Origin of the sequence: Duganella hordei (assembly GCF_040369125.1) — a bacterium.
In the GTDB taxonomy this organism is placed as follows: domain Bacteria; phylum Pseudomonadota; class Gammaproteobacteria; order Burkholderiales; family Burkholderiaceae_D; genus Rugamonas; species Rugamonas hordei.
In genome coordinates, this window is record NZ_BPWI01000003.1 from 284,280 (window position 1) to 304,829 (window position 20,550).

Here is a 20,550-nt window from a genome sequence, read left to right on the forward strand (position 1 = left end):
GACGCCCATGAGCACCCTGCTGCAAACCATCGAAAAAGAAACCGGCGCCAACCCGACCGTGGCCATCATCTGGATGCACGGCCTGGGCGCCGACGCCAACGACTTCGTGCCCATGCTGCACGAGCTGGACCTGGCCGGCCTGCCGGCTATCCGCTTCATCTTCCCCAACGCCGACACGATGCCGGTGACGATCAACGGCGGCTACGTGATGCGCGCCTGGTACGACATCGTCGCCACCGACCTGGGCCGCCAGGAAGACGAAGCCGGCCTGCGCGCCTCGCAGGCCAAGGTTGAAGCCCTGATCGAACGCGAAAAAGCGCGCGGCATCCCGGCCGAACGCATCATCCTGGCCGGCTTCTCGCAAGGCTGCGCGATGACCCTGCAGACGGGCCTGCGCCAGAAGGAAAAGCTGGCCGGCCTGATGTGCTTGTCGGGCTACGTGCCGATCGCCGCCAAGGCCGCCGCCGAGCACACGCCGGAAAGCCTGGCCACGCCGGTCTTCATGGTGCACGGCCGCATGGACCCGGTGATCCCGGTGGCCCGCGCCGAACAGTCGCGCGACCTGCTGCAGCAATGGGGCTACCAAGTCGAATGGCACGACTACCCGATGCAGCACTCGCTGTGCCAGGAAGAAGTCGACCACATCAGCGCCTGGCTGAAAAAAGTGCTGGCCTAACCCCCGGTTGTTTTTACGGCAGCGGCGCGGCCGGGGAGGATGGTACTTCCGTCTGCGCCGCGTTCATCACCATCGCCAGGAAGGTGTAGTAGCCGTTGATGCCCATCAGGTCCACCACGCCATGCTCGCCGAAGGCGGCCAGCGCCGCCGCGTAGGTCGCGTCGTCCACCCGCTGCTTCTCGTGCAGCTGGATGCAGAACTCGTACACTAGCGCCTCGTCGTCCAGCATGCCCTGCGGCGGCCGCCGCGCCGCGATCGCCGCGATCACCCCGTCGGCGATACCGTGGTCGCGCGCGATCGGTTCGTGGATCGCCCATTCCACCTGCTGGCTCCACTGTCGCGCCGTCACTAAAATAGCCAGCTCCGTCAGCCGCGTGCCGATCGCGCTGCGGTAGCGCAGGTACTCGCCCATGCGTTGGGCCGCCGCCATCAGCTCCGGACTGCGGATCAACGGCACGAACGGCCCGTACAGCGCGCCGCGCGGCCCGTCGATGACGGCTTGCGCCGCCACCTGCTGGCTGGCGCTCATTTCTGCAAAGGGAATAGGCCCCAAACGATCGGTCATGGCAAGCATCCTCGAGATTATTCGCTCATGTTGCGGCATAGATCAATGGAACACAAGACGATCGCGGCTATTGTCTGCTCTTGGTCACCTCCAACCTTCGACAGAAAGGACGCCATGAGTCATCTCATCCATCGCAACCTGCGCCGCCCGCCGCCGGTCGCCGTCAGCGCCTCCGGCCTGACCGTGCGCGACAGCCGCGGCAACAGCTACCTCGACGCCAGCGGCGGGGCCGCCGTCTCCTCGCTTGGCCACGGCCACCCGGACGTGCTGGCGGCGATGCACGCGCAGATCGACCGCAATGCCTACGCCCACACCGCCTTCTTCAGCTCCGAGGCGGCCGAGGAACTGGCGGCGCGCCTGGCCAACGACGCTCCCGGCGACCTCGATCACGTCTACCTGGTATCCGGCGGCTCGGAAGCGATGGAGACCGCCCTCAAGCTGGCGCGCCAGTACCACGTCGAAGCCGGCCAGATGGAACGCAGCGTGTTCATCGCCCGCCGCCAGAGCTACCACGGCAACACGCTGGGCGCGCTGGCCATCGGCGGCAACGAGTGGCGCCGCCGCCCGTTCGAGCCGCTGCTGATCGACGTGCCGCACGTGTCGCCCTGCTACGAATACCGCGACCGCGCCGAAGGCCAGACCGTGGGTGACTACACCGCCGCCCTGCTGGCCGAACTGGAGGCGGCCATTCTCGACGCCGGGCCGGAACGGGTGATCGGCTTTGTCGCCGAGACGGTGGTCGGCGCCACCGCCGGCGCCGTGCCGCCGACGCCCGACTACTTCAAGGGCGTGCGCGCGCTGTGCGACCGGTACGGCATCCTGCTGATCGCCGATGAAGTCATGTGCGGCATGGGCCGCACCGGCACGCTGTACGCGTTCGAACAGGAGAACGTGGTGCCGGACCTGGCGGTGCTGGGCAAGGGACTGGGCGCCGGCTACCAGCCGATCGGCGCGGTGCTGGCGCGCGAGCACGTGGTGCGGCGGCTGCGCGACGGCAGCGGCGCCTTCCAGCACGGCCATACCTACATGGGCCACCCGGTGGCCGCCGCCGCCGCGCTGGCGGTGCAGAAGGTGATACAACGGGATTGCCTGCTGGGCGCCGTCACGGTGCGCGGCGCGTCGTTCAAGCGCATGCTGAAGGAAGCCTTCGGCGCCCATCCGCACGTCGGCGACATCCGCGGGCGCGGCATGCTGCTGGCGCTGGAGCTGGTGCGGGACCGCGCCAGCAAGGCACCGTTCGATCCGGCGCTGAAGCTGCACGCGGCGGTCAAGGACCAGGCCATTGCGCGCGGCTTGATGGTGTATCCGATGGGCGGCACCATCGACGGCCACCGGGGCGACCATATTTTGCTGGCGCCGCCGTTCATCGCCACCGAGGCCGAGCTGGCCGAAATCACCAGCCGGCTGGCCGACTCGCTGACCCGCGCGCTGGCCGCGGTGACGTGATTATTTCTTCGCCGTCCAGGCCACGACTTCCTGCTGCTGCTCGCCCAGGCCGGCGATGCCCAGCCGCAGGACGTCGCCTTTCTTGAGGAAGCGCTGCGGCTTGCGGCCCTGGCCCACGCCCGGCGGCGTGCCGGTGGCGATGACGTCGCCCGGCTCCAGCGTCATGAACTTCGACAGGTAGCTGACGATCTGCGCCACCGAAAAAATCATCGTGTCGGTGCAGCCGGTCTGCATGCGCTTGCCGTTCAGCTCCAGGTACAGGTCCAGCTTCTGCACGTCGTAGATGTCTTCCTGCGTCACCAGCCACGGGCCGACCGGGCCGAAGGTGTCGCAGCCCTTGCCCTTGTCCCACTGCGGGCCGCGCTCCAGCTGGAACGAGCGCTCCGACAGGTCGTTGACCACGCAATAGCCGGCCACGTGCTTCAGCGCGTCCGCCTCGCTGACGTACTGCGCGCGCGTGCCGATCACCACGCCCAGCTCCACTTCCCAGTCGGTCTTCTTCGAGCCTTGCGGCAGCATGACCGGGTCGTCCGGGCCGGACAGGCAGGAAATCGCCTTCATGAAGACGATCGGCTCCTTCGGTATCGGCATGCCCGTTTCGGCCGCGTGGTCCGAATAATTGAGGCCGATGCCGATGAATTTGCCGACCTTCGCCAGCGGCACGCCGTAGCGCGGATTGCCGCGCACCAGCGGCAGCGACGCATGGGCGATCTTCTCCAGCTTGCGCAGCGCCTTGGGCGCCAGCTGTTCGGCCTCGATGTCGGCGATCACGCCGGACAGGTCGCGCAGCTTGCCTTCATCGTCGATCAAGCCTGGTTTTTCTTTGCCGGGACGGCCGTAGCGCACGAGTCTCATGGGATTCCTAGGTTAAAAAGTCGTTGCTATTTTAACCGTAGCGTCCCTGCCTCAGCCATTTGTTGGCGATGATCTTGGTGCCGCTGACCACCGGCGCCCCGCCGTGCAGGGTTTGCTTGTCCGGCTGGTGGTTGGCGTCGGTGTTCAGGAACCACAGCGCGTTGCCCTTTTTCGGGAACACTTCGAGCCCGATGCCGGGGAACACCGTGCCGCCGCCCTGGTCCACGTCGCACAGGTACAGGATGAAGGTGGCCAGCCGCTGGCCGCCGCGCGCCAGGTGGCTGCGATGGCCGGCGCTGTCCGGATCGAGCCAGTCGTAGTGCGGCCGGTACTCCTGCGTCTTGCCGTATTTCTGCAGCTGGAACGGCTCGCTGCACTCGGGCGACCAGTGCGCCAGCGCCGCCAGCCGGCGGTCGATGCGCTCGGCCACCTCGGCCTCGCCGCGCTGGATGAAGGCCATCTCGCTGGTGCGGCCCTCGTGCACCACGCTGGCGCCATCCGCTTCGGCGGTCACCGTCGAGCGCGTGTAGCGCCCGCCGCAATGGGAGACGATGGCATCGCACTCCTCGTCGCTGAGCACATTCCCCAGCAGGATGACCTGCGGCTGCTTGAGCACGAACAGCACCTCGACCTCGCGGTCCGGCGCCGCCACCAGGTTGCGGCTGACGTCGATGTAGGGCATCTCCTGCGGCGCCTCGAAGGCGCTGGCCGGCGCCGGCGCTGGCGCATGGGCCGAACCTGCGCCGGCGCTGTCGATGCCGCGCGCCCGCAGCGCCAGCGCCTCGTCGATGGCCGCGCGGGCCACCGCCATGCTGTGCTGCCCCGAGCGCGCCATGCTGTTGGCCATATCGAGCGGGCTGCAGGCGCGCGCCAGGTTTTCCATGATCCAGTCCTGCCAGGTCTGCGGCAGGGTGCTAAAAACGTTTTGATAAGTAGTCATCGCGCATTCGAGGGCTGGTCGCCGGGCTGCCGGATTGGAGTTCCATTTTACCGGAATGTGCCGCCCGTCCCCAGCGCCGGAACAGGAAAAACAGCAGTCCCGGCATTTGCAACAACACCAGCACCGCGAACGCGACCCGGTAGGCCTGCGCCGGATACTGCTGCATGATGTTCGGCCGCCAGCAGCCGACCAGCGCGCCGAAGCCCGCCTGCACCGCGAACGCGCCGAGGAAGATCATCAGGTTCAGGCAGGTGGCGCCGCGTCCCGTCAGCGCGCCGGGCAGGCTTTGCGCGACGATCGCATATTCGATGCCGGTCACCGTGCCGACCAGCGTAAACAACACCGACAACAGCTGGTAGCTGGGCGCCCAGTTGCAGACGAAACCCAGCTGCACCACGATGAACAGCGCCACGCCGGCCGCCGCCACGCTGAGCGGCCGCACGCCGCGCCGGCCGGCCCACTCGGTGATCATGCCGACCGCGATGGCACCGAAAATGATCGCCGCCATGCTCAGGTACAGCAGGTAGGCCACCGCCTCCTCGGAAAAATGCGCGACGTCGACCAGCCAGCGGCTGATCCACAAGCCCTGCATGCCGAAGAACACCGTGTGCGGCACCAGCACCAGCTGCGCAGCCTCGCGAAAGGCCGGATGGCGGACCACCTCGCGCATCGCCGCCAGCGTTGCCGGCCGCAGCGTTCCGGTTTGGGGATGGGCCGGCGCCAGCAGCCGGATCAGCAGCCCGGTGCCTGCCGCCGCCGCGGCCAGCCAGACGAACAGCCCGCGCCAGTCGGTGTAGTGCAGCGCCAGCCGCACCGGCAGGGTGGCCGAGGCCGCGCCCAGGCCGCCCACCGCGATCAGGTAGCCCTGCACCGACGGCAGCCGCGCCGGCGCGATCCAGGTCGAGATCGCCTTCACCGCCGACATGAAGCAGCCGCCCAGTCCCAGCCCGATCAGCGCGCGCGCCAGCAGCAGCTGGGTGAAATCGTGGCCGCCCGAGAAGGCCAGCGCGCCGGCGGCGGCCAGCATCAGCATCGGCAGCTGCACCCTGGCCGGCCCCCAGCGGTCCAGCGCCATGCCCACCGGCAGCTGCACCAGCGCGAACGAAAAGAAGTAGGCGCTGGTCAGCAGGCCAAGCTGGCCGGGCGTCAGCGACAACGCCGCCACCAGTTGCGGCGCCAGCGTCGCGTTCACGGTGCGCATCAGGCTCGACAGATAGTGGCCCAGCGCGAACGGCAGAAACACCAGCACGAACACGGCGCGGCCGGACAGCCTGGGGAGCGGCGCCGTCATCGCGTTCCCCTAGGCGGCCGTGTGCGAACCGCATTCGGCGGCAGCGCGCATGGCCTCTTCCTGGCGCGCCGAGATCAGCGGGATCACCTTGCGCCGGCCCGGCGGCTCGGCGCCGAACTCGCTGCGGCTGCCGCCCTCCTCCTCGAAGAAGAACTTGTCCTTGCCGAAGGCCGGCTTCAGCTCGTCCATCCAGGTCGCCTGCGGATCGAATTTCGCGTAGAACGGCTTGCGCACCCAGTCCGGATTGCGCGCCTGCAGGAACTGCAGCGCGAACAGCTTCTCGCCGGCGATGGTGACGATGCCGTCGATCACCACCTTGCCGGGGAAGGCGCTCATCGACGGCCCGCGCACGGTGCGCGACAGGCCCGACACCATCTGGTACGCCTGCTGGAAGATCTCGTGCGCGCGCGCCAGCGGCAGTTGGAAATACTCGCGCGGCCCGGTGTCGCGCTCGACGAACATATAGTAGGGAATGGCGCCCAGCCGCACGCCGGTCTGCCACAATTCCGCCCAACTTTTCGGATCCTCGTTGATATGCCGTATCAGCGGCCCCTGCATGCGCAGGGTGGCGCCGGTGCCGACGATGCGCTTGACCGCCTGCTGCGCGATCTCCGGCCGCAGTTCGATCGCGTGGTTGTAATGGCCCATGATCGCCATGTTCTTGCCGCTGGCGACCACGCGCTCGAACAGCCGCAGCAAGTCGTCGGCGTCGCGGTCCGAGACGAAGCGCTGCGGCCAGTACGCCACCGACTTGGTGCCGATGCGGATGTTCTGGATATGCGCCAGCTCCGGGACCAGCAGCGGTTCGATGTAGGCCTCCAGCGAGCGCGTGTTCATGATCAGCGGATCGCCGCCGGTGATCAGCACGTCGGTCACCTCCGGGTGCGTCTTCAGGTAGGACGCCAGCTCGTGCGACTCCTTGGCGTCGAACTTCATGTCGTCCATGCCGACGAACTGCGGCCAGCGGAAGCAGAAGGTGCAGTAGGCGTGGCAGGTCTGCCCCGCGCTGGGGAAGAACAACACCGTCTCCTTGTACTTGTGCTGCAGGCCCTTGAGCGGCGCGTCGTTCACGCGCGGCACGTTGTGCGTCATCTGCCCGGCCGGATGGGGGTTCATGCGCATGCGGATCTTGCGCACCAGCTCCACCAGCGCGGCCTGGTTGGCGCGGCCCAGCACCAGCTCGCGCAGCTGCGCGTAGTCGTCCGGCGCCAGCATGTCGCGGTGGGGGAAGGTCAGGCGGTAGATCGGATCGTCGGGGATGTTGTTCCAGTCGATCAGGTGGTCGAGCACATATTCATTGGTGCGGAACGGCAGCACGTGCGACACCACCTGCACCGCCTCCTGCAGGTCGCGCGGGATCCACTCCCATTGGCGCGAGTTGGGGATGGTCTGGCGGATGAACGGCTTGAACTTGGGCGCCTGTGCGCCGGCGGCATTCCAGGACGAAATCGGAGTAGTGGTCATCGCGGGTTCCTATCGCAGTGAGGTGGCGGAAACTGCATGCTAGGCCCCGCGCCCCACCGTGCGATTGCCGCAAATCAACTGACGCATGGAAAGATATTTTGCATTGATGCAGACCGCATCCGACGTTGCCACACGGCCAGAACTTGCGACACCGCAATTCGCCGCGCCCCCGCCGGCGTACAGTTCATCGAAGCAATCCCGCCCGCCACCATCGAGGAAACGTCATGAGACTGACCGCCGCCACCCTGGCCGCCGCCGTGCTGTGCCTGCCCGCCCGCGCCGCCGAGCCGACCGAAAAAGACGCCATCGCCATGGCCGAGAAAGGCGCCGCCTTCATCAAGGCGCACGGCAAGGAAGAGATGATGAAGAAGATCAGCGCCAAGGACCCCGACTATGTCCAGGGCTCGCTGTATGTCGACCTGCGCGACATCAACACCGGCATCGTGCTGGCGCACCCGATCAATCCGTCCATCGTCGGCAAGGACCTGACCGACGTGCCCGACGCCAACGGCAAGAAATACCGCCGCGAGATCATCGAGCTGGCCGCCAGGAGGGGCCACGGCTGGGTCGACTACATGTACAAGAACCCCACCAGCGGCAAGCTCGAAGCCAAGACCACCTACATCCTGCGCGTCGGCGATGCGGTGCTGGAAGCGGGCATCTACAAAAAATAGCGGGAGCGCATCATGCTGAAGAAACTGCGTATCGGTCCCAAACTGCTGCTGGCGCCGTGCCTGGTGCTGCTGCTGCTGATCGTGACGGCCGCCGCCTCTTACTACGGCATGGTGCGACAAAACGCCTCGCTGGAAAACCTGGTGCAGGTGCGCGCCGCGCGCCTGAAGATCGCGGCCGACGTCTCCGGCGACGCCCGCTACGCCCACGCCCACATCTACCAGCTGCTGGCCTGGGTCAACGGCAGCTTCGCGCAGGCGCGGCTCGACGCGCTGAGCCGGCAGATCAAGACCGCCCACGCCGATATCGAGACCCAGCTGTGCCAGCTGGCCGATGCCGCGGCAGATCCTGCCGCCGATACCGACGACGAACGCAAGATCGTCGGGCAGTCGCTGCTGTCGCTGAACGCCTATCGCAAAGCCGTGCTGGAAACCATGGACATGGCGCAGATGGACCAGAGCATCGCCACCAACTCGATGGCGCGCGCGGAAAAACAATTCCTGCTGCTGAACGAACAGCTGGCGCAGTTGTCGGCGCTGGAAAAGCGCTACAGCGAACAGGCGCACGCGCGCGCCAAGGCCGAGTTCCACGCGCTGAGCACGACCATGGCGGTCATGGTGCTGCTGTCGATCGCGCTGTCGATCGGCGTGACGATGGCGGTGCGCGGCGCCATGCTGCGCGACATCCGCGCCATCGCCGACGTGGTGGTGGCGCTGGCCGCCGGCCGCCTCGGCACCGGCCGGCGCAACGACGGCCGCGACGAGATCGCCGACACCGCCCGCATGCTGGACCAGACCATGCACAACCTGACGCAGACGCTGACCGCCATCATGACTTCGGTGCGCTCGATCGACACCGCCGCCCACGAAATCGCCAGCGGCAACCTCGACCTGTCGACCCGCACCGAGATGCAGGCCAGCTCGCTGGAGCAGACCGCCAGCGCGATGGACAGCCTGACGCAGGCGGTGCAGCAGAACGCCGCCAACGCGCGCCAGGCCTGCACCCTGGCGGCCGGCGCCTCCGAGCTGGCGCAGCACGGCGGCACGGCGGTGCAGCAGGCGGTGCGGACGATGGCCTCGATCCGCGCCAGCTCGCGCCAGATCGTCGACATCATCGGCGTCATCGACGGCATCTCGTTCCAGACCAATATCCTGGCGCTGAACGCGGCGGTGGAGGCGGCGCGCGCCGGCGAGCAGGGACGCGGCTTCGCCGTGGTGGCCTCGGAAGTACGCACGCTGGCGCAACGCTCGGCCGCCGCGGCCAGGGAAATCAAGGCGCTGATCGCGGCCTCGGTCTCCACCATCGACAGCGGCAGCGCCTCGGTGCAGCAGGCCGGCGAACGCATGGACGACATCGTCGCCTCGGTGCGCCAGGTGAACGACATCATCGCCCGCATCAGCGAGGCCAGCGCCGAGCAGGCGCAGGGCATCGCCGAGGTCAACCAGGCGGTCGGGCAGATGGACGACATGACGCAGCAGAACGCCGCGCTGGTCGAGCAGGCCGCGGCGGCGGCGGCCAGCCTGCAGGATCAGGCCAGCCACCTGTCCGAGGCGGTGTCGGTGTTCAAGCTGGCGCCGGCCCCGACTTCAACGCATGGGCTTGCTCAAAAAGCGCGAGCCGGCCTGCACGAAGCGCCACGGCAGCTCCACGGCTTTGGAAATGCCGATGCGCGGGCCGGCTAGCACTTCCAACGCAATCTTCGGCGCATGGTCGCGCGGCAGCAGCTCGAACGGCGGCGCGTCCAGCGGCCAGTTGTTCAGGGCCCGCGTCACGCCCAGCGCCTGGCACAGCCGCCCCGGTCCCGAGCACAGCAGCCGCTCGTCTTCCAGGCCGCGCCGCTCGCGCATCAATTCCAGCCCCGCCACCGGCTCCAGCGCGCGGATCAGCACCCCGGCGCCGTGGCCCTCCTCGCGGCAGACAAAATTCAAACACCAGTGCAGGCCGTGCGAGCGGTACACATAGCTGCGCCCGGGCGGCCCGAACATCGAGAAATTGCGCGGGGTCGGCCCGTTGAAGGTGTGGGCGGCCGGCTCGGTGCCGTCGTAGGCCTCGGTCTCGACGATGCGCCCGCCGACGCCGTCGACCAGCAAGGTCACGCCGATCAGCCGGCGCGCCACCTCGTGCGAGGGCGCGCTGAAATCTATGCCTGCAAGTAGCGTATTCATCCATGTATTGTAAACGTCAACATGGCCTGGAGGCTCATGAAACACGTGACAAATGATTATCGAATCGCCGCGACCCGCGGTACAAAGCGACAAAATACGGCGGCGCGGCCAGAAAATCGGGAGAAATTCATGCCGCCGGCGCGCGCTTGCGGCGATAATCGGAGTAAGCATGCCCAGCATGAGTTGGCGCCCTGGTTTATAGTGATGAAATAACATCATGATGAAATAGCGTCGCGCGCCGCCCTTACCCCAAGATGAACACGATGACGACAGTTGCAGCCAAAGCCATGCCAGCAGAAAACGCGGTAGAAGACGCGCTGATGCGCTCGATCCGCATTCCGCCCCGGCCCAGCCTGCTTGTCGACCTGCAGCGCGAGCTGGCGCTGCCCGATCCGTCGCCGCGCAAGATCGCCCGCATCATCGGCAACGACGTCGGCATGTCCGGCGCGCTGCTCAAGCTGGCCAACTCGCCGTTCTTCGGCGCCGCGCGCAAGGCCAAGTCGGTCGAGCAGGGCATCAACTTCCTCGGCATCAACCAGTGCGCCGCGCTGCTGACCGGGCTGCTGGCGCGCCAGGCCATCGAAGGCAAGGAGGCCGACCTCAACGCGTTCTGGGAAATCTCCGCCCGGCGCGCCCAGGCCGTGGTGTTCTTCTCGCAAAAGCTGCGCATCGCGCCGCCCGACATCGCCCACACCTTCGGCCTGTTCTGCGACATCGGCGTGCCGCTGCTGATGAACCGCTTCACCGACTACGCCGGCACCTACGCCGACGCCTGCGAGGACGCCGAGACCCCGTTCACCGCCATCGAGGACAGCCGCTACAGCACCAACCACGCCGCCATCGGCTGCCTGCTGGCGCGCAACTGGGGGCTGTCGCCGGACGTCTCCTGGGCCATCCTGCTGCACCATGATTACCGCGTGCTGGACGACCCGGCCACCGACGACGCCGTGCGCTCGCTGGTGGCGCTGGCGCTGCTGGCGGAAAAAGGCATCGCGCGCTTCCATGGCCGCAGCCTGTCCTATGAATGGGAAAAAGGCGGCGATGGCGCCTGCCGCCACCTCGGCCTGTCCGAAGATGAAACCGCCGACCTGCTCGACGAACTGCACGAAGCCTTCCACACCGACCGATAAGAAAAAATGCCTAAAAATAAGCGCCCCGTACCGCGCAAATCCGCCAACTCCCCGGAACTGAAAGACGAGCAGCAAACCACCGAATTGTGCGCCCTGGCGCTGGACCTGGCGGACGGCGAATTCAACAACGACATCGTGGCCGACAGCACCCGCGCCGAACTGGCGCAAAAGGCGCTCGACTTCCAGCGCCTGCTGCGCAAGCTGCTCAACCAGGGCAAGGACGAAGTGCTGTACGGCGCCATCGAGCTGGCGCGCGACGAGGCCATCGACGGCTACCGCTACCTGCGCAACGCGGTCGAGGAAGGCGCCGCCAGCCTGCTGCTGCGCCGCGAGGGCGCGCCCGAGCTGGAGATCGACGCCTTCGCCATCCCGGTGTTCGTGCACAGCCAGGGCGGGCTCGACCCCGCCGCCGACTTCCAGGACAGCGATGCCTACGAGGCGCTGCTGGCCAGCTTCACCGACGCCGGCCTGGAAAGCCCGCAGGCCAAGGTGGTGCTGGTCAGCCACGCCTACGACCTCGACGAAATTGAACGCATCACCTACGGCCAGCTGCACGCCATGCTGCGCGAGGCGGCGCACTCGCTGACCGAGAAAAAAATCGCCGCCGCGCCGGCGCTGGAACGCAGCATGGCGACCGGCTGGTCGGCCACCAGCTTCGGCGCCGCCGACAGCGCCGTCGAGCTGCGCTTCCTGCTGGGCTTTGCGCTCAAGCGCGCCGACGACGCCTTCTACCAGGTGCCGAAAGCCGAAAAAGCCGCCGACGCCTACTTCGCCAGGCGCGCCGAACGCTATCAGCAGTGGACCGCGCAGCACGCGCCGCTGGTGGCGCGCTGCCTGGGCCGCGGCCGTGGCGCGACGCCGGAACTGACCCTGAACTTCCTGTACCAGGACCTGTTCTTCGGCGCCAGGGAACAGGCCCAGGCCGAATACGCGACGCTGCGCATGCTGTCCGAACTGAACCAGGCGCTGGACGGCCGCGCGCCGGAGCAGGCCAGCGCCATCATCGCCCCGGCCGACGTCGACGACGACATGGTACTGCGCGTGCAACTGTTCGACGGCGAGGTGGAGCTGGCGCTGTGCGAGCGCCCGCTGGACCTGGCCGCCGACCTCGAACTGGAGCTCGACGACCTGCGCGACGCGCTGGCCAGCATCGGCATCGTCAACGTCTCGGCGGCGCTCCGATTCGACGCCCAGGGACAGGCCGTGGACGTGCGGCCGCTGGCATAAATTCCTGTTTGACATAGTCCCGGGAGCCGAGGATACTTTCTTCAAGCGGAACACAGAATCCGCTGGGAGATCGTCATGAAAACCTGGGCCCTGACCTTATGCGCCGTGCTGTCGACCGCCCTGCTGGGCGGTTGCGCCGGTCCCGCGACCGTGGCGCGCGACGCCGCCCCGCCGGTATTCCACGACCAACTGTTCCAGCCGCCCGCCACCCCGGTCGACACCGACCATGTATTCGCCCTTAATGACGACATGCGGCTCTACCTGCAGCGCGAGATCGGCGGCAACGGCGGCAGCGGTCGCCTGCTCGGCGGCAAGGACGTGCGCCGCGTGCTGTTCGACGCGCTCTACCGCAAGGACAAGCTCAAGCTCGAATACGATTCGGCGATGACGCGCAACGCCGCCCAGACCTTCGCGGCGCGCGCCGGCAACTGCCTGTCGCTGGCCATCATGACAGCCGCGCTGGCACGCGAGCTCAACCTGCCCGTGCAGTTTCAGCAGGTCGAGGTCGACGAGAGCTGGAGCCGCTCCGGCGACCTGTACTTCGCCAGCAACCACGTCAACCTGGCGATAGGCAAGCAGCGCACCCGCTACGCCGACGGCATCAGCGTCGACATGTCGAACTCGCTGGTGGTGGACTTCATCCCCATCCCGCCCAAGGCGCGCGAAAACGCCAAGCCGCTGGAGGAGCAGACCATCATCGCCATGTACCTGAACAACCGCGCCGCCGAGCTGATGGCGCAAGGCAAGCTGGACGACGCCTATTGGTCGGTGCGCAAGGCGATCGAGCAGGATCCGCACTACCTCAACGTCTACAACACGCTGGGCGTGATCTACCAGCACCACGGCGACCGGCTCGACGCCGAGCAGACGCTGCGCTATGCGCTGTCGCAGGCGCCGGACAACACCATCTTCCTGGCCAACCTGGCGCAAACGCTGGAAAGCGAAGGCAAGATGGATGAAGCGGCGGTGCTGCGCGTGCGGCTGGCGCAGCTGGAGCCGTATCCGCCCTTCCATTTCTTCAACCTGGGCCAGGAAGCGATGGCGCGGGGCGACTACAAGCGCGCCCGCGACATGTTCGAACGCGAGCTGGAGCGGGTGCCGGACTACCACGAATTCCACTTCTGGCTGGCCATGGCCAATTACCAGCTGGGCAACCTGAAGGCGGCCGAGTCGCAATTGGCGCACGCGCTGGAAAACAGCACCACGCGCGGCGACCACGACCTGTATTCGGCCAAGCTGGACCGGCTGCGCGCGTATGAGGCGCGCCACTAGCAAACATCATGGCAGACTGGTGGGACAGGCTTGACTTCTAGTTGCAATTGCGCAACAATTGCAATAATTGTAAATCAAGCAGCGTTTACCACAAGGATTCCGCCATGCTCAGACCCAAGTCCGCCACAGTCATCGCCTCCCTGACGCTGGCCGCGCTGCTGGGCGCCGGCCTGACGGCCTGCGGTGGCGGCGGTGGTGGCGGCGGCGGAGGCGGCAACAACGGCGGCGGCACCGATACCCCGGCCGCCTCGCCCGCGCTGACCTTCAATCCCGCCACGGTACGCGCCACCATCAACGCCGGCACCTCGCTGACCTTGAACGTGCTCGCCACCGTCAACCGTCCGGCCGATTTCGCCAACGCCACCACGGTGGTTGCCAGCGTCACCGACAGCGCCGGCGTGATCCAGCCAAGCGCCCAGTTGATCCGCGACAGCGACACCCAATACCACGCCATCCTGCAATCGGCGCCGAGCCTGGCGGCCGGCACCTACACCGGCAACTTCAACGTGCGCCTGTGCCGTGACAGCGGCTGCGCCAGCCAGTTCCCCGGTTCGCCGATGCTGCTGCCCTACAGCTTCCAGGTGGTGCCGGCCGGCCAGGCCACCTTCACCGCCACGCCCACCGTGGCGCTGGCGGGCACCGCCCACCTCGGCGGCGCCGCGCCGGCGGCGATCGACGTCGCCATCGCCGGCGAAGGCCGCAGCTGGACCGTCGCCAGCGGCGCCGGCTGGCTCAAGCCGGCCCGCGCCAGCGGCACCGGCAGCGGCACGCTGAACGTAGTCTTCGACACCACCGGCCTGGCGCTGGGCAGCTACAACACCACGCTGACCATCACCGCCAGCGACGGCCAGGTCGCCAGCCTGCCGGCCTCGCTGACGGTGCTGCCGAGCGGCCTGACCACCGGCGCCAACGGCGTCACCTTCACCGCCGTCAACGGCGCGCCCATCCCGACCCAGGTGGTCAGCATCGGCACCGACGACAACAGCGCCGCCAGCTGGAGCGCCGTCAGCAATGCGCCGTGGCTGCGGCTGTCGCCGACCAGTGGCGGCACGCCCTCCACCACCGTGCTGACGGTCGATCCCACCGTCGGATCGCTGGCCAGCGCCAGCTACAACAGCAGCATCACGCTGAGCGCGCCGGGACTGTCGACGCGCGCGCTGCCGGTCGCGCTGAACCTGGTGCCGGCGACGCTGACCACATCGGCCAACAGCCTGACCCTGGGCGGCACCTACGGCCGCGATTTCAGCACCAGCCAGACGCTGACGCTGAGCCTGAACACGTCGACCAACTCCTGGCCGTGGAGCCTGGACGGCATGCCGTCCTGGGCCAGCGCCACCGTCGCCAGCGGCAGCATCAACCAGGGCGGCACCAGCACCGTCATCACCGCACGGCCGGCCAACGCCGCCGTCGGCACCACGTCGGTGCTGGTCAAGGCCGCGTCCCGCGTCAACGGCGACCTGGCGATCGCGCCGACGCTGCTGACCATCAACAAGGACCAGCACAAGCTGATCCCGTCGGAAACCGCCGTGGCCTTCAGCGCCTCGCCCAGCTGGACCCGGCTGACCCGCACACTGACCGTCACCGACAACTTCAACAACTTCACCGGCATGAGCGCCAGTTCCAGCGCGACCTGGCTGGTGGCCGGCGTCAACGGCAACAAGCTGGTGCTGACGGCCGACCCGACTCCGTTCGGTCCCGACACACTCAACATCGCGACCGTCACGCTGACGCCGAACGACGCGGACGCCAAGGCCCCGGAACCGATCCGCGTGGCGTTGTGGAAAGGCACGCTGACGCCGACCGCCAACGTCACCCTGCCGCTGCCCTACGCCACCGTGATTGCCGATCCGATCCGGCCGTATGCCTATGCCCACAACGGCGGCGCCTACATCGACGTCTACAACCTGTACAGCGGCCAGAAGGTCATCACCATCACCGGCCTGGCCGCTAGCCTGGGCGACATGGTCACCAGCGCCAACGGCGATGTGCTGCATGTGCTGAACCTGAGCAACCACGCGCTGACCAGCATCGACCTCAACACGTTCGCCGTCCTGAGCCAGCTGCCGCTGACAGGGGTAGACAAGACGACCCGCCTCAAGATCATCCGTCCGAACGGTGTCGAGGTGCTGGTGCTGGGCGATGGGAGGGCCTATCTGACCGCAGGCGGCGTGTATCAGAGTACGCTGCCGCTGACGGCCGGCGTGATCGCGGCCAGCGGCGACGGCAAGCTGGTGGTGCAGCAGCAGGAAAACACCAGCGCGGTGCAGGTGACCAGCGTCAGCGTCGACTATGCCAGCCTTGGCGGCGGCATGCTGTACCCGGCCAAGATCCCTGCCGCCAGCCACGCCGGCGGCGGCACGCTGGGGCAGGATATCGCCGTCAGCGCCGACGGCACGCGGATTTACAGCGCCAGCGCCACGCCCAAGCTGTGTGTAATCTCCAGTCCGGCCGACCTCGGCGTGCTGGGCTACCTGGCCGCCGGCGACGGCACACCGAACAACATCAAGCTGGGCAGCGACGGGCGCATCTACTGCGGCGCCGCCGCCCGCGCCACGGTCAGCGATGTGTGGGTCTACGACACCACGGGCAAGCTGCTCAACCAGTTCAAGCTGGCGGCCGGCGCCAAGCAGCTGCTGCCGCGCCAGATGGCGGTTTCCGGCGACGGCCTGCTGTTGATCGGCATCACCGACGACGGCGCGACCACCATCGTGCCGGTCGGCCCGTGAGCATCAATAGCCGGTGCTGCGGCCGGCAATGACGGGCAGGTCGTCGTCGGTGGTCATGGCCCAGATCAGGCGGGCGATGGTTTCCGACGCGATCACCGTGTGGTGGTTATTCCGGGCCATCAGTTTTTCGCGGATCTCGCGCCGCACCGCGGGAATGCCGGTCAGGTCGAACAGGATGTCGACGCCGTTGTCCAGGTCCACGATCTCATCGAGCGACACCACCTTCAACCCGGCGTCGAGCGCCATCTGGCGGCCCGGCGTGTTGCCGCTCTCGGCCACGGCCACCAGGTTGACGCCGCGCTCGCGGCGGCCCAGCATATTGCGCAAGAAAGCCGATCCAATCCGGCCCAGTCCGATGATGGCGATATTCTGATTGTCCACGTGTCCCCCGTTTTGGAATTACACTACGATCGATACCTTTTGAACAAGCATAACCATGACCCACGGACAAGGCAAGCTGCATGAAGCGCAATGAACTGCTGGACCACATTTTTTGGCACACCCTGACCGGCGCGCACACCCGCCACGCCAGCGGCAGCGGCGGCGCGCGCCGCTACACGTCCGGCTTTTCCCCCATCGTCGCCTTTGCCGATCCGGCCCGGCCGGACTTCGCCGCGCTGGAACCGCACTGCGCGCCGGGCGAGCAGTTCTATTGCGACAGCTGGAGCGGCGCCGCGCCGCCCGGCTGGCGCATAGTCGCCGAGAGCACCATGTTCCGCATGGTCTGGGCCGGCGCCATGCCGGCCGACGATCCGGCGGCCGACGCCATCGCGCTGCAGCCGCAGCACGCGGCGCAGGCGGCGGAGCTGGCCGCGCTGTGCAAGCCGGGCCCGTTCGGCATCCGCACCATCGAGCTGGGCGACTACTTCGGCTATTTCGACGGCGAGCGACTGATGGCGATGGCCGGCGAACGCCTGCGCGCGCCGGGCCTGTGCGAAATCAGCGGCGTCTGCACCCATCCGGATTACCAGGGCCGGGGCCTGGCCAAACGGCTGATCGTCAAGCTGATCCGCCGCCAGCTGCAGCGCGGCGACACGCCCTTCCTGCACGTCATGCGCAGCAACGAAGCCCACGCGCTGTACCTGCGCATGGGCTTTGCCGATTACCGGGAAACCGTGGTGCGCGTGGTCGCACGCGAGGAGACTTGAGATGCAGGCCCTGATCGTCATCGATATGCAAAAAGGCATGGCCCGCCCCGTGTGCACTGGATGGCGCTGTCGAATCTGGACGGCGAATACGCCGCCATCGTCGACACCGCCACGGTGCTGGCTGCCGTGCGCGCTTGAAGCGGCGGAAGAAACGGTGCCGCGCGCATCGTATCAGCCGGCCAGCAGGCGACGCCAGCTGGTGAGCTTCTGTTCAAACGACATCGCAGCGTGCGCGGGCGATGTGGATGGCAGTACCACAGTGCGATAGCCTGCGGCGTCGAACTGCGGTGCGAACTTGCCTGAGGTCTGGCCGTTGAAGCCGACCGTTTCCAGCAGCGGACACAACTCGCGCAAGCGCGCGAAATCGTTGGCGGCGGGCTGGCGGATGGCCGAGTCGAGACTGCCCTCGCGCTCGCAGGCACCCAGTACGTCCCACAGGCCAAAGCCGTGCGCCAGCAGGCGCGGCAGGCGTTCGTCATACGGCAGCTGCGCCAGCGGTTCGCCGGTCAACGCCGACAAGATCGGCCACAGCAGGTTGCGCGGATGCGCATAATATTGCTGCGCCGCCAGCGACGCCGCGCCGGGGAAGCTGCCCAGCACCAGGATGCGGGTGCCGGCGTCCACCACCGGCGCGAGGCCGGTCAACGGGGCGGAGGGAATTGCGGAAGCTGGTTTGGGCATGGCGGCATTCTACCGGAGCGCACCGACATCGCGCAGCCGCGTTTCGGGTGTAGAATTTGTCAACGGCACGACCGTACTAAAAAAACCGGAGACACCCATGTCGCAAACCCGCACCATCGACACGCTGCTGGCCCAGTACAGCGAAAGCCATCTGAACCCGACCAACGAGCTGATCCACTTCGTCTGCGTGCCCATCATCGTCTTCACGCTGCTGGGCCTGCTGTGGGCCATCCATCCGCTGGTGGCGGTGGCCGTCACCCTGGCATCGCTGGCGTATTATTTCAAGCTGTCGAAGCCGTTTGCGGTGGGGATGCTGCTGATGTCGGCGCTGTTCCTGGCCCTGCTGGCCGCGCTGCCGGACAGGGCGGTGCTGCCGCTGTCGGTGGCGATCTTCGTGCTGGCGTGGATAGGCCAGTTTATCGGCCACAAGATCGAAGGCAAGAAACCGTCCTTTTTCGACGACCTGCGCTTCCTGCTGATCGGCCCGCTGTTCGTGCTGGGTTTTTTGTACCGAAGGCTGAAACTGGCGTATTAATGGAAGCCGGTGAAGGCGAACAGGCCCTGCAGTTCATCGTCGGCAAGCAACAGCACCAGCGCGGTACTGACCGCGACATAGCCCAGCAGCGTGATGACCTTGATTTGCAGCGCGGTGCTCATTACCGCTCTCCCGTTGACGATTAGTGTTTCCATCATACTTGCATTTTCAACAAAAACCCCGATTCGTACAATTGGGAAACAATTTATTTGGGCACCTGTTGCGTCGCAACAAAACCGTAGACGCTAGGCAAGATGCGGCCCGGACAGCTATACTCGTTTGATGTCCTCTCCACTTCTATTCATCATCGCCTGTTTGATCTGGGGCTCCACTTTCTTCGCCATCACGCTGCAACTGGGCGAGATCGCGCCGGCCGTTTCCGTGGTCTACCGCTTCGCCCTGTCGGCGGCGGTGCTGTTCGCCTGGTGCCTGGCGCGCGGCGACAAGCTGCTGCTGCCATGGCGCACCCAGCGCTGGATGTTGCTGCAAGGTTGCGCCACCTTCGCCCTCAGCTACATCTGCACCTACACTTCCGAGCAATACCTGGTGTCCGGCCTGGTCGCCGTGCTGTTCGCGCTGATGGTGTTCTGGAACCCCATCCTCAACCATTTCGCCTTTGGCTCGCCGCTCGGCTGGCGCACCTGGAGCGCCGGCGCGGTCGCCATCTGCGGCGTCACGCTGCTGTTTTTCCAGTCGATCCGCGGCGCGTGGACTGAAATCATGTCCGGCGGCAACGGCCACTTTTTGCTCGGCCTGATGCTGGCGGTCACCGCCACCGTCGCCAGCTCGATCGGCAACGTGGTCGTGGTCAAGGTGCGCGAGCAATCGTCCAACGTGCCGCTGACGATGGCCTGGTCGATGATGTGGGGCAGCATGCTGGTGACGCTGTGGGTACTGCTCAGCGGTCAGTCGTTCACCATGCCCAGCGGAGCGAAATACTGGGGCGGCCTGCTGTATCTGGCGCTGTTCGGCTCGGTGATCGCCTTCGCCGCCTATTTCACGCTGATCCACCGCATCGGCTCGCACAAGGCGGTCTACATCGGCGTCGTCACGCCGGTCATTTCCGTGCTGCTGTCGATCCAGCTGGAACATTTCCGCCCTGGAGCCATGGAATGGGCCGGCATGGTATTGTGCCTGTCCAGCGTCGCCTGGGCGCTGCAATCCGATACACCTCTTCCCGCAGAAAGCATGGTAGAAGCCTGATGACACCTTCCGATTTGACCATACGCCCGGCCCGGCCGGCAGACGTCGCCGCTATCTTCGGCATGATTTATGAACTGGCCGTGTTTGAAAAACTCGAACACATGGTGGTCGCCAACGAGGCCATGCTGCACGACAGCCTGTTCTGCGCCAAGCCCGTGTGCGAGGCGCTGGTCGGCGAGGCCGGCGGCGAGGTCGTCACCTTCGCCTTGTTCTTCCACAACTTCTCCACCTTCCTGTGCAAGAAGGGCTTGTACCTGGAAGACCTGTACGTCAAGCAAAGCTGCCGCGGCAAGGGCTACGGCAAGCAGATGCTGGTGGCGCTGGCGCAACTGGCGGTGGAGCGCGATTGCGGCCGCTTCGAATGGTCGGTGCTGGACTGGAACGCCAACGCCATCAAGTTCTACGAAGGCATGGGCGCGTCGCTGTTGCCGGACTGGCGCATCTGTCGCGTCACCGGAGGCGCACTGACCCATATGGCCCAAGACTTGATCCAGAACAAGGCGTAAAGTTATCAACCTTACAAAATGACTGCTGATGCGAACCTGCAGGAGTCA

The 20,550-nt window shown here is 66.7% G+C and carries 21 protein-coding genes; 12 read left to right on the forward strand and 9 right to left on the reverse strand.

The features are described 5' to 3' along the window. Positions 1-7 precede the first annotated feature (7 nt). Positions 8-676, forward strand: a complete 669-nt coding sequence (locus ABWW33_RS09400) for an alpha/beta hydrolase (RefSeq protein ID WP_176652381.1) — start codon at positions 8-10, stop codon at positions 674-676. 13 nt (positions 677-689) lie between these two features. Here ABWW33_RS09400 and ABWW33_RS09405 read toward each other — a convergent pair whose 3' ends face one another. Continuing rightward, positions 690-1,241 (reverse strand): carboxymuconolactone decarboxylase family protein, encoded by a 552-nt coding sequence (locus ABWW33_RS09405; protein ID WP_353401047.1) that lies wholly within the window; start codon positions 1,239-1,241, stop codon positions 690-692. 114 nt (positions 1,242-1,355) lie between these two features. On the opposite strand from ABWW33_RS09405, the gene ABWW33_RS09410 reads away from it, so the two are divergent. Continuing rightward, positions 1,356-2,687, forward strand: coding sequence for an aspartate aminotransferase family protein (locus ABWW33_RS09410; RefSeq protein ID WP_353401049.1), 1,332 nt, complete (start codon positions 1,356-1,358; stop codon positions 2,685-2,687). Here ABWW33_RS09410 and ABWW33_RS09415 read toward each other — a convergent pair whose 3' ends face one another. The 4 genes from ABWW33_RS09415 to ABWW33_RS09430 are packed head-to-tail and all read right to left on the reverse strand — an operon-like array spanning position 2,688 to position 7,237. Further along, positions 2,688-3,542 carry a fumarylacetoacetate hydrolase family protein gene (locus tag ABWW33_RS09415; protein WP_353401051.1) on the reverse strand — a complete coding sequence of 285 codons (855 nt, stop codon included), beginning with the start codon at positions 3,540-3,542 and terminating at the stop codon, positions 2,688-2,690. Positions 3,543-3,573: 31 nt separating this feature from the next. Then, the gene (locus ABWW33_RS09420) at positions 3,574-4,482 is read right to left on the reverse strand and encodes a 2OG-Fe(II) oxygenase (RefSeq protein WP_353401053.1); all 909 of its coding nucleotides are present in this window, start codon (positions 4,480-4,482) and stop codon (positions 3,574-3,576) included. Next, complete coding sequence (locus tag ABWW33_RS09425; RefSeq protein ID WP_353401054.1) at positions 4,457-5,773, reverse strand: MFS transporter; 1,317 nt, start codon at positions 5,771-5,773, stop codon at positions 4,457-4,459. The genes ABWW33_RS09420 and ABWW33_RS09425 overlap by 26 nt, the downstream gene beginning before the upstream one ends. Positions 5,774-5,782: 9 nt before the next feature. Beyond that, positions 5,783-7,237: a KamA family radical SAM protein gene (locus tag ABWW33_RS09430; RefSeq protein ID WP_353401056.1), complete on the reverse strand. Its 1,455-nt coding sequence runs from the start codon at positions 7,235-7,237 to the stop codon at positions 5,783-5,785. 224 nt (positions 7,238-7,461) lie between these two features. On the opposite strand from ABWW33_RS09430, the gene ABWW33_RS09435 reads away from it, so the two are divergent. Next, positions 7,462-7,911 carry a cache domain-containing protein gene (locus tag ABWW33_RS09435; RefSeq protein ID WP_353401058.1) on the forward strand — a complete coding sequence of 150 codons (450 nt, stop codon included), beginning with the start codon at positions 7,462-7,464 and terminating at the stop codon, positions 7,909-7,911. Positions 7,912-7,923: 12 nt separating this feature from the next. Further along, a complete protein-coding gene (locus ABWW33_RS09440) occupies positions 7,924-9,591 on the forward strand; it encodes a methyl-accepting chemotaxis protein (RefSeq protein WP_353401060.1) in 1,668 nt (555 codons plus the stop codon). Here the strand turns inward: ABWW33_RS09440 and ABWW33_RS09445 are convergent. Further along, positions 9,496-10,074: a DNA-3-methyladenine glycosylase gene (locus ABWW33_RS09445; RefSeq protein WP_353401062.1), complete on the reverse strand. Its 579-nt coding sequence runs from the start codon at positions 10,072-10,074 to the stop codon at positions 9,496-9,498. The genes ABWW33_RS09440 and ABWW33_RS09445 overlap by 96 nt on opposite strands. Before the next feature lie 263 nt (positions 10,075-10,337). Between ABWW33_RS09445 and ABWW33_RS09450 the strand changes: the two genes are divergently transcribed. The 4 genes from ABWW33_RS09450 (at position 10,338) to ABWW33_RS09465 (ending at position 16,429) form a co-directional block, all read left to right on the forward strand. After that, positions 10,338-11,204, forward strand: a complete 867-nt coding sequence (locus ABWW33_RS09450; RefSeq protein WP_176652373.1) for an HDOD domain-containing protein — start codon at positions 10,338-10,340, stop codon at positions 11,202-11,204. Between the two features lie 6 nt (positions 11,205-11,210). Continuing rightward, the gene (locus tag ABWW33_RS09455; RefSeq protein WP_353401064.1) at positions 11,211-12,431 is read left to right on the forward strand and encodes a DUF2863 family protein; all 1,221 of its coding nucleotides are present in this window, start codon (positions 11,211-11,213) and stop codon (positions 12,429-12,431) included. Between the two features lie 75 nt (positions 12,432-12,506). Beyond that, entirely contained in the window at positions 12,507-13,703 is a 1,197-nt protein-coding gene (locus tag ABWW33_RS09460) for a tetratricopeptide repeat protein (protein WP_353401066.1), read from the forward strand. 104 nt (positions 13,704-13,807) lie between these two features. Further along, positions 13,808-16,429, forward strand: coding sequence for a quinoprotein amine dehydrogenase (locus ABWW33_RS09465; RefSeq protein ID WP_353401068.1), 2,622 nt, complete (start codon positions 13,808-13,810; stop codon positions 16,427-16,429). A gap of 3 nt (positions 16,430-16,432) precedes the next feature. On the opposite strand, the gene ABWW33_RS09470 is transcribed toward ABWW33_RS09465, so the two are convergent. After that, positions 16,433-16,810, reverse strand: coding sequence for a Rossmann-fold NAD(P)-binding domain-containing protein (locus ABWW33_RS09470; protein WP_176652370.1), 378 nt, complete (start codon positions 16,808-16,810; stop codon positions 16,433-16,435). An 80-nt stretch (positions 16,811-16,890) separates the two neighbouring features. On the opposite strand from ABWW33_RS09470, the gene ABWW33_RS09475 reads away from it, so the two are divergent. Continuing rightward, positions 16,891-17,577 (forward strand): GNAT family N-acetyltransferase, encoded by a 687-nt coding sequence (locus ABWW33_RS09475; protein ID WP_353401070.1) that lies wholly within the window; start codon positions 16,891-16,893, stop codon positions 17,575-17,577. Between the two features lie 171 nt (positions 17,578-17,748). On the opposite strand, the gene ABWW33_RS09480 is transcribed toward ABWW33_RS09475, so the two are convergent. Then, positions 17,749-18,258 (reverse strand): DNA-deoxyinosine glycosylase, encoded by a 510-nt coding sequence (locus ABWW33_RS09480; protein ID WP_176652368.1) that lies wholly within the window; start codon positions 18,256-18,258, stop codon positions 17,749-17,751. Between the two features lie 97 nt (positions 18,259-18,355). Here ABWW33_RS09480 and ABWW33_RS09485 point away from each other — a divergent pair, with 97 nt between their 5' ends. Then, positions 18,356-18,793 carry an Mpo1 family 2-hydroxy fatty acid dioxygenase gene (locus ABWW33_RS09485; RefSeq protein ID WP_176652367.1) on the forward strand — a complete coding sequence of 146 codons (438 nt, stop codon included), beginning with the start codon at positions 18,356-18,358 and terminating at the stop codon, positions 18,791-18,793. On the opposite strand, the gene ABWW33_RS09490 is transcribed toward ABWW33_RS09485, so the two are convergent. Beyond that, positions 18,790-18,915, reverse strand: a complete 126-nt coding sequence (locus tag ABWW33_RS09490; protein WP_353401072.1) for a hypothetical protein — start codon at positions 18,913-18,915, stop codon at positions 18,790-18,792. The genes ABWW33_RS09485 and ABWW33_RS09490 overlap by 4 nt on opposite strands. A gap of 160 nt (positions 18,916-19,075) precedes the next feature. Between ABWW33_RS09490 and ABWW33_RS09495 the strand changes: the two genes are divergently transcribed. Continuing rightward, positions 19,076-19,996 carry a DMT family transporter gene (locus ABWW33_RS09495; protein ID WP_353401074.1) on the forward strand — a complete coding sequence of 307 codons (921 nt, stop codon included), beginning with the start codon at positions 19,076-19,078 and terminating at the stop codon, positions 19,994-19,996. Next, on the forward strand, positions 19,996-20,502 hold the full coding sequence (locus ABWW33_RS09500; RefSeq protein ID WP_176652365.1) for a GNAT family N-acetyltransferase: 507 nt from the start codon (positions 19,996-19,998) through the stop codon (positions 20,500-20,502). Before ABWW33_RS09495 ends, ABWW33_RS09500 begins: the two co-directional genes overlap by 1 nt. Positions 20,503-20,550: the final 48 nt, after the last annotated feature.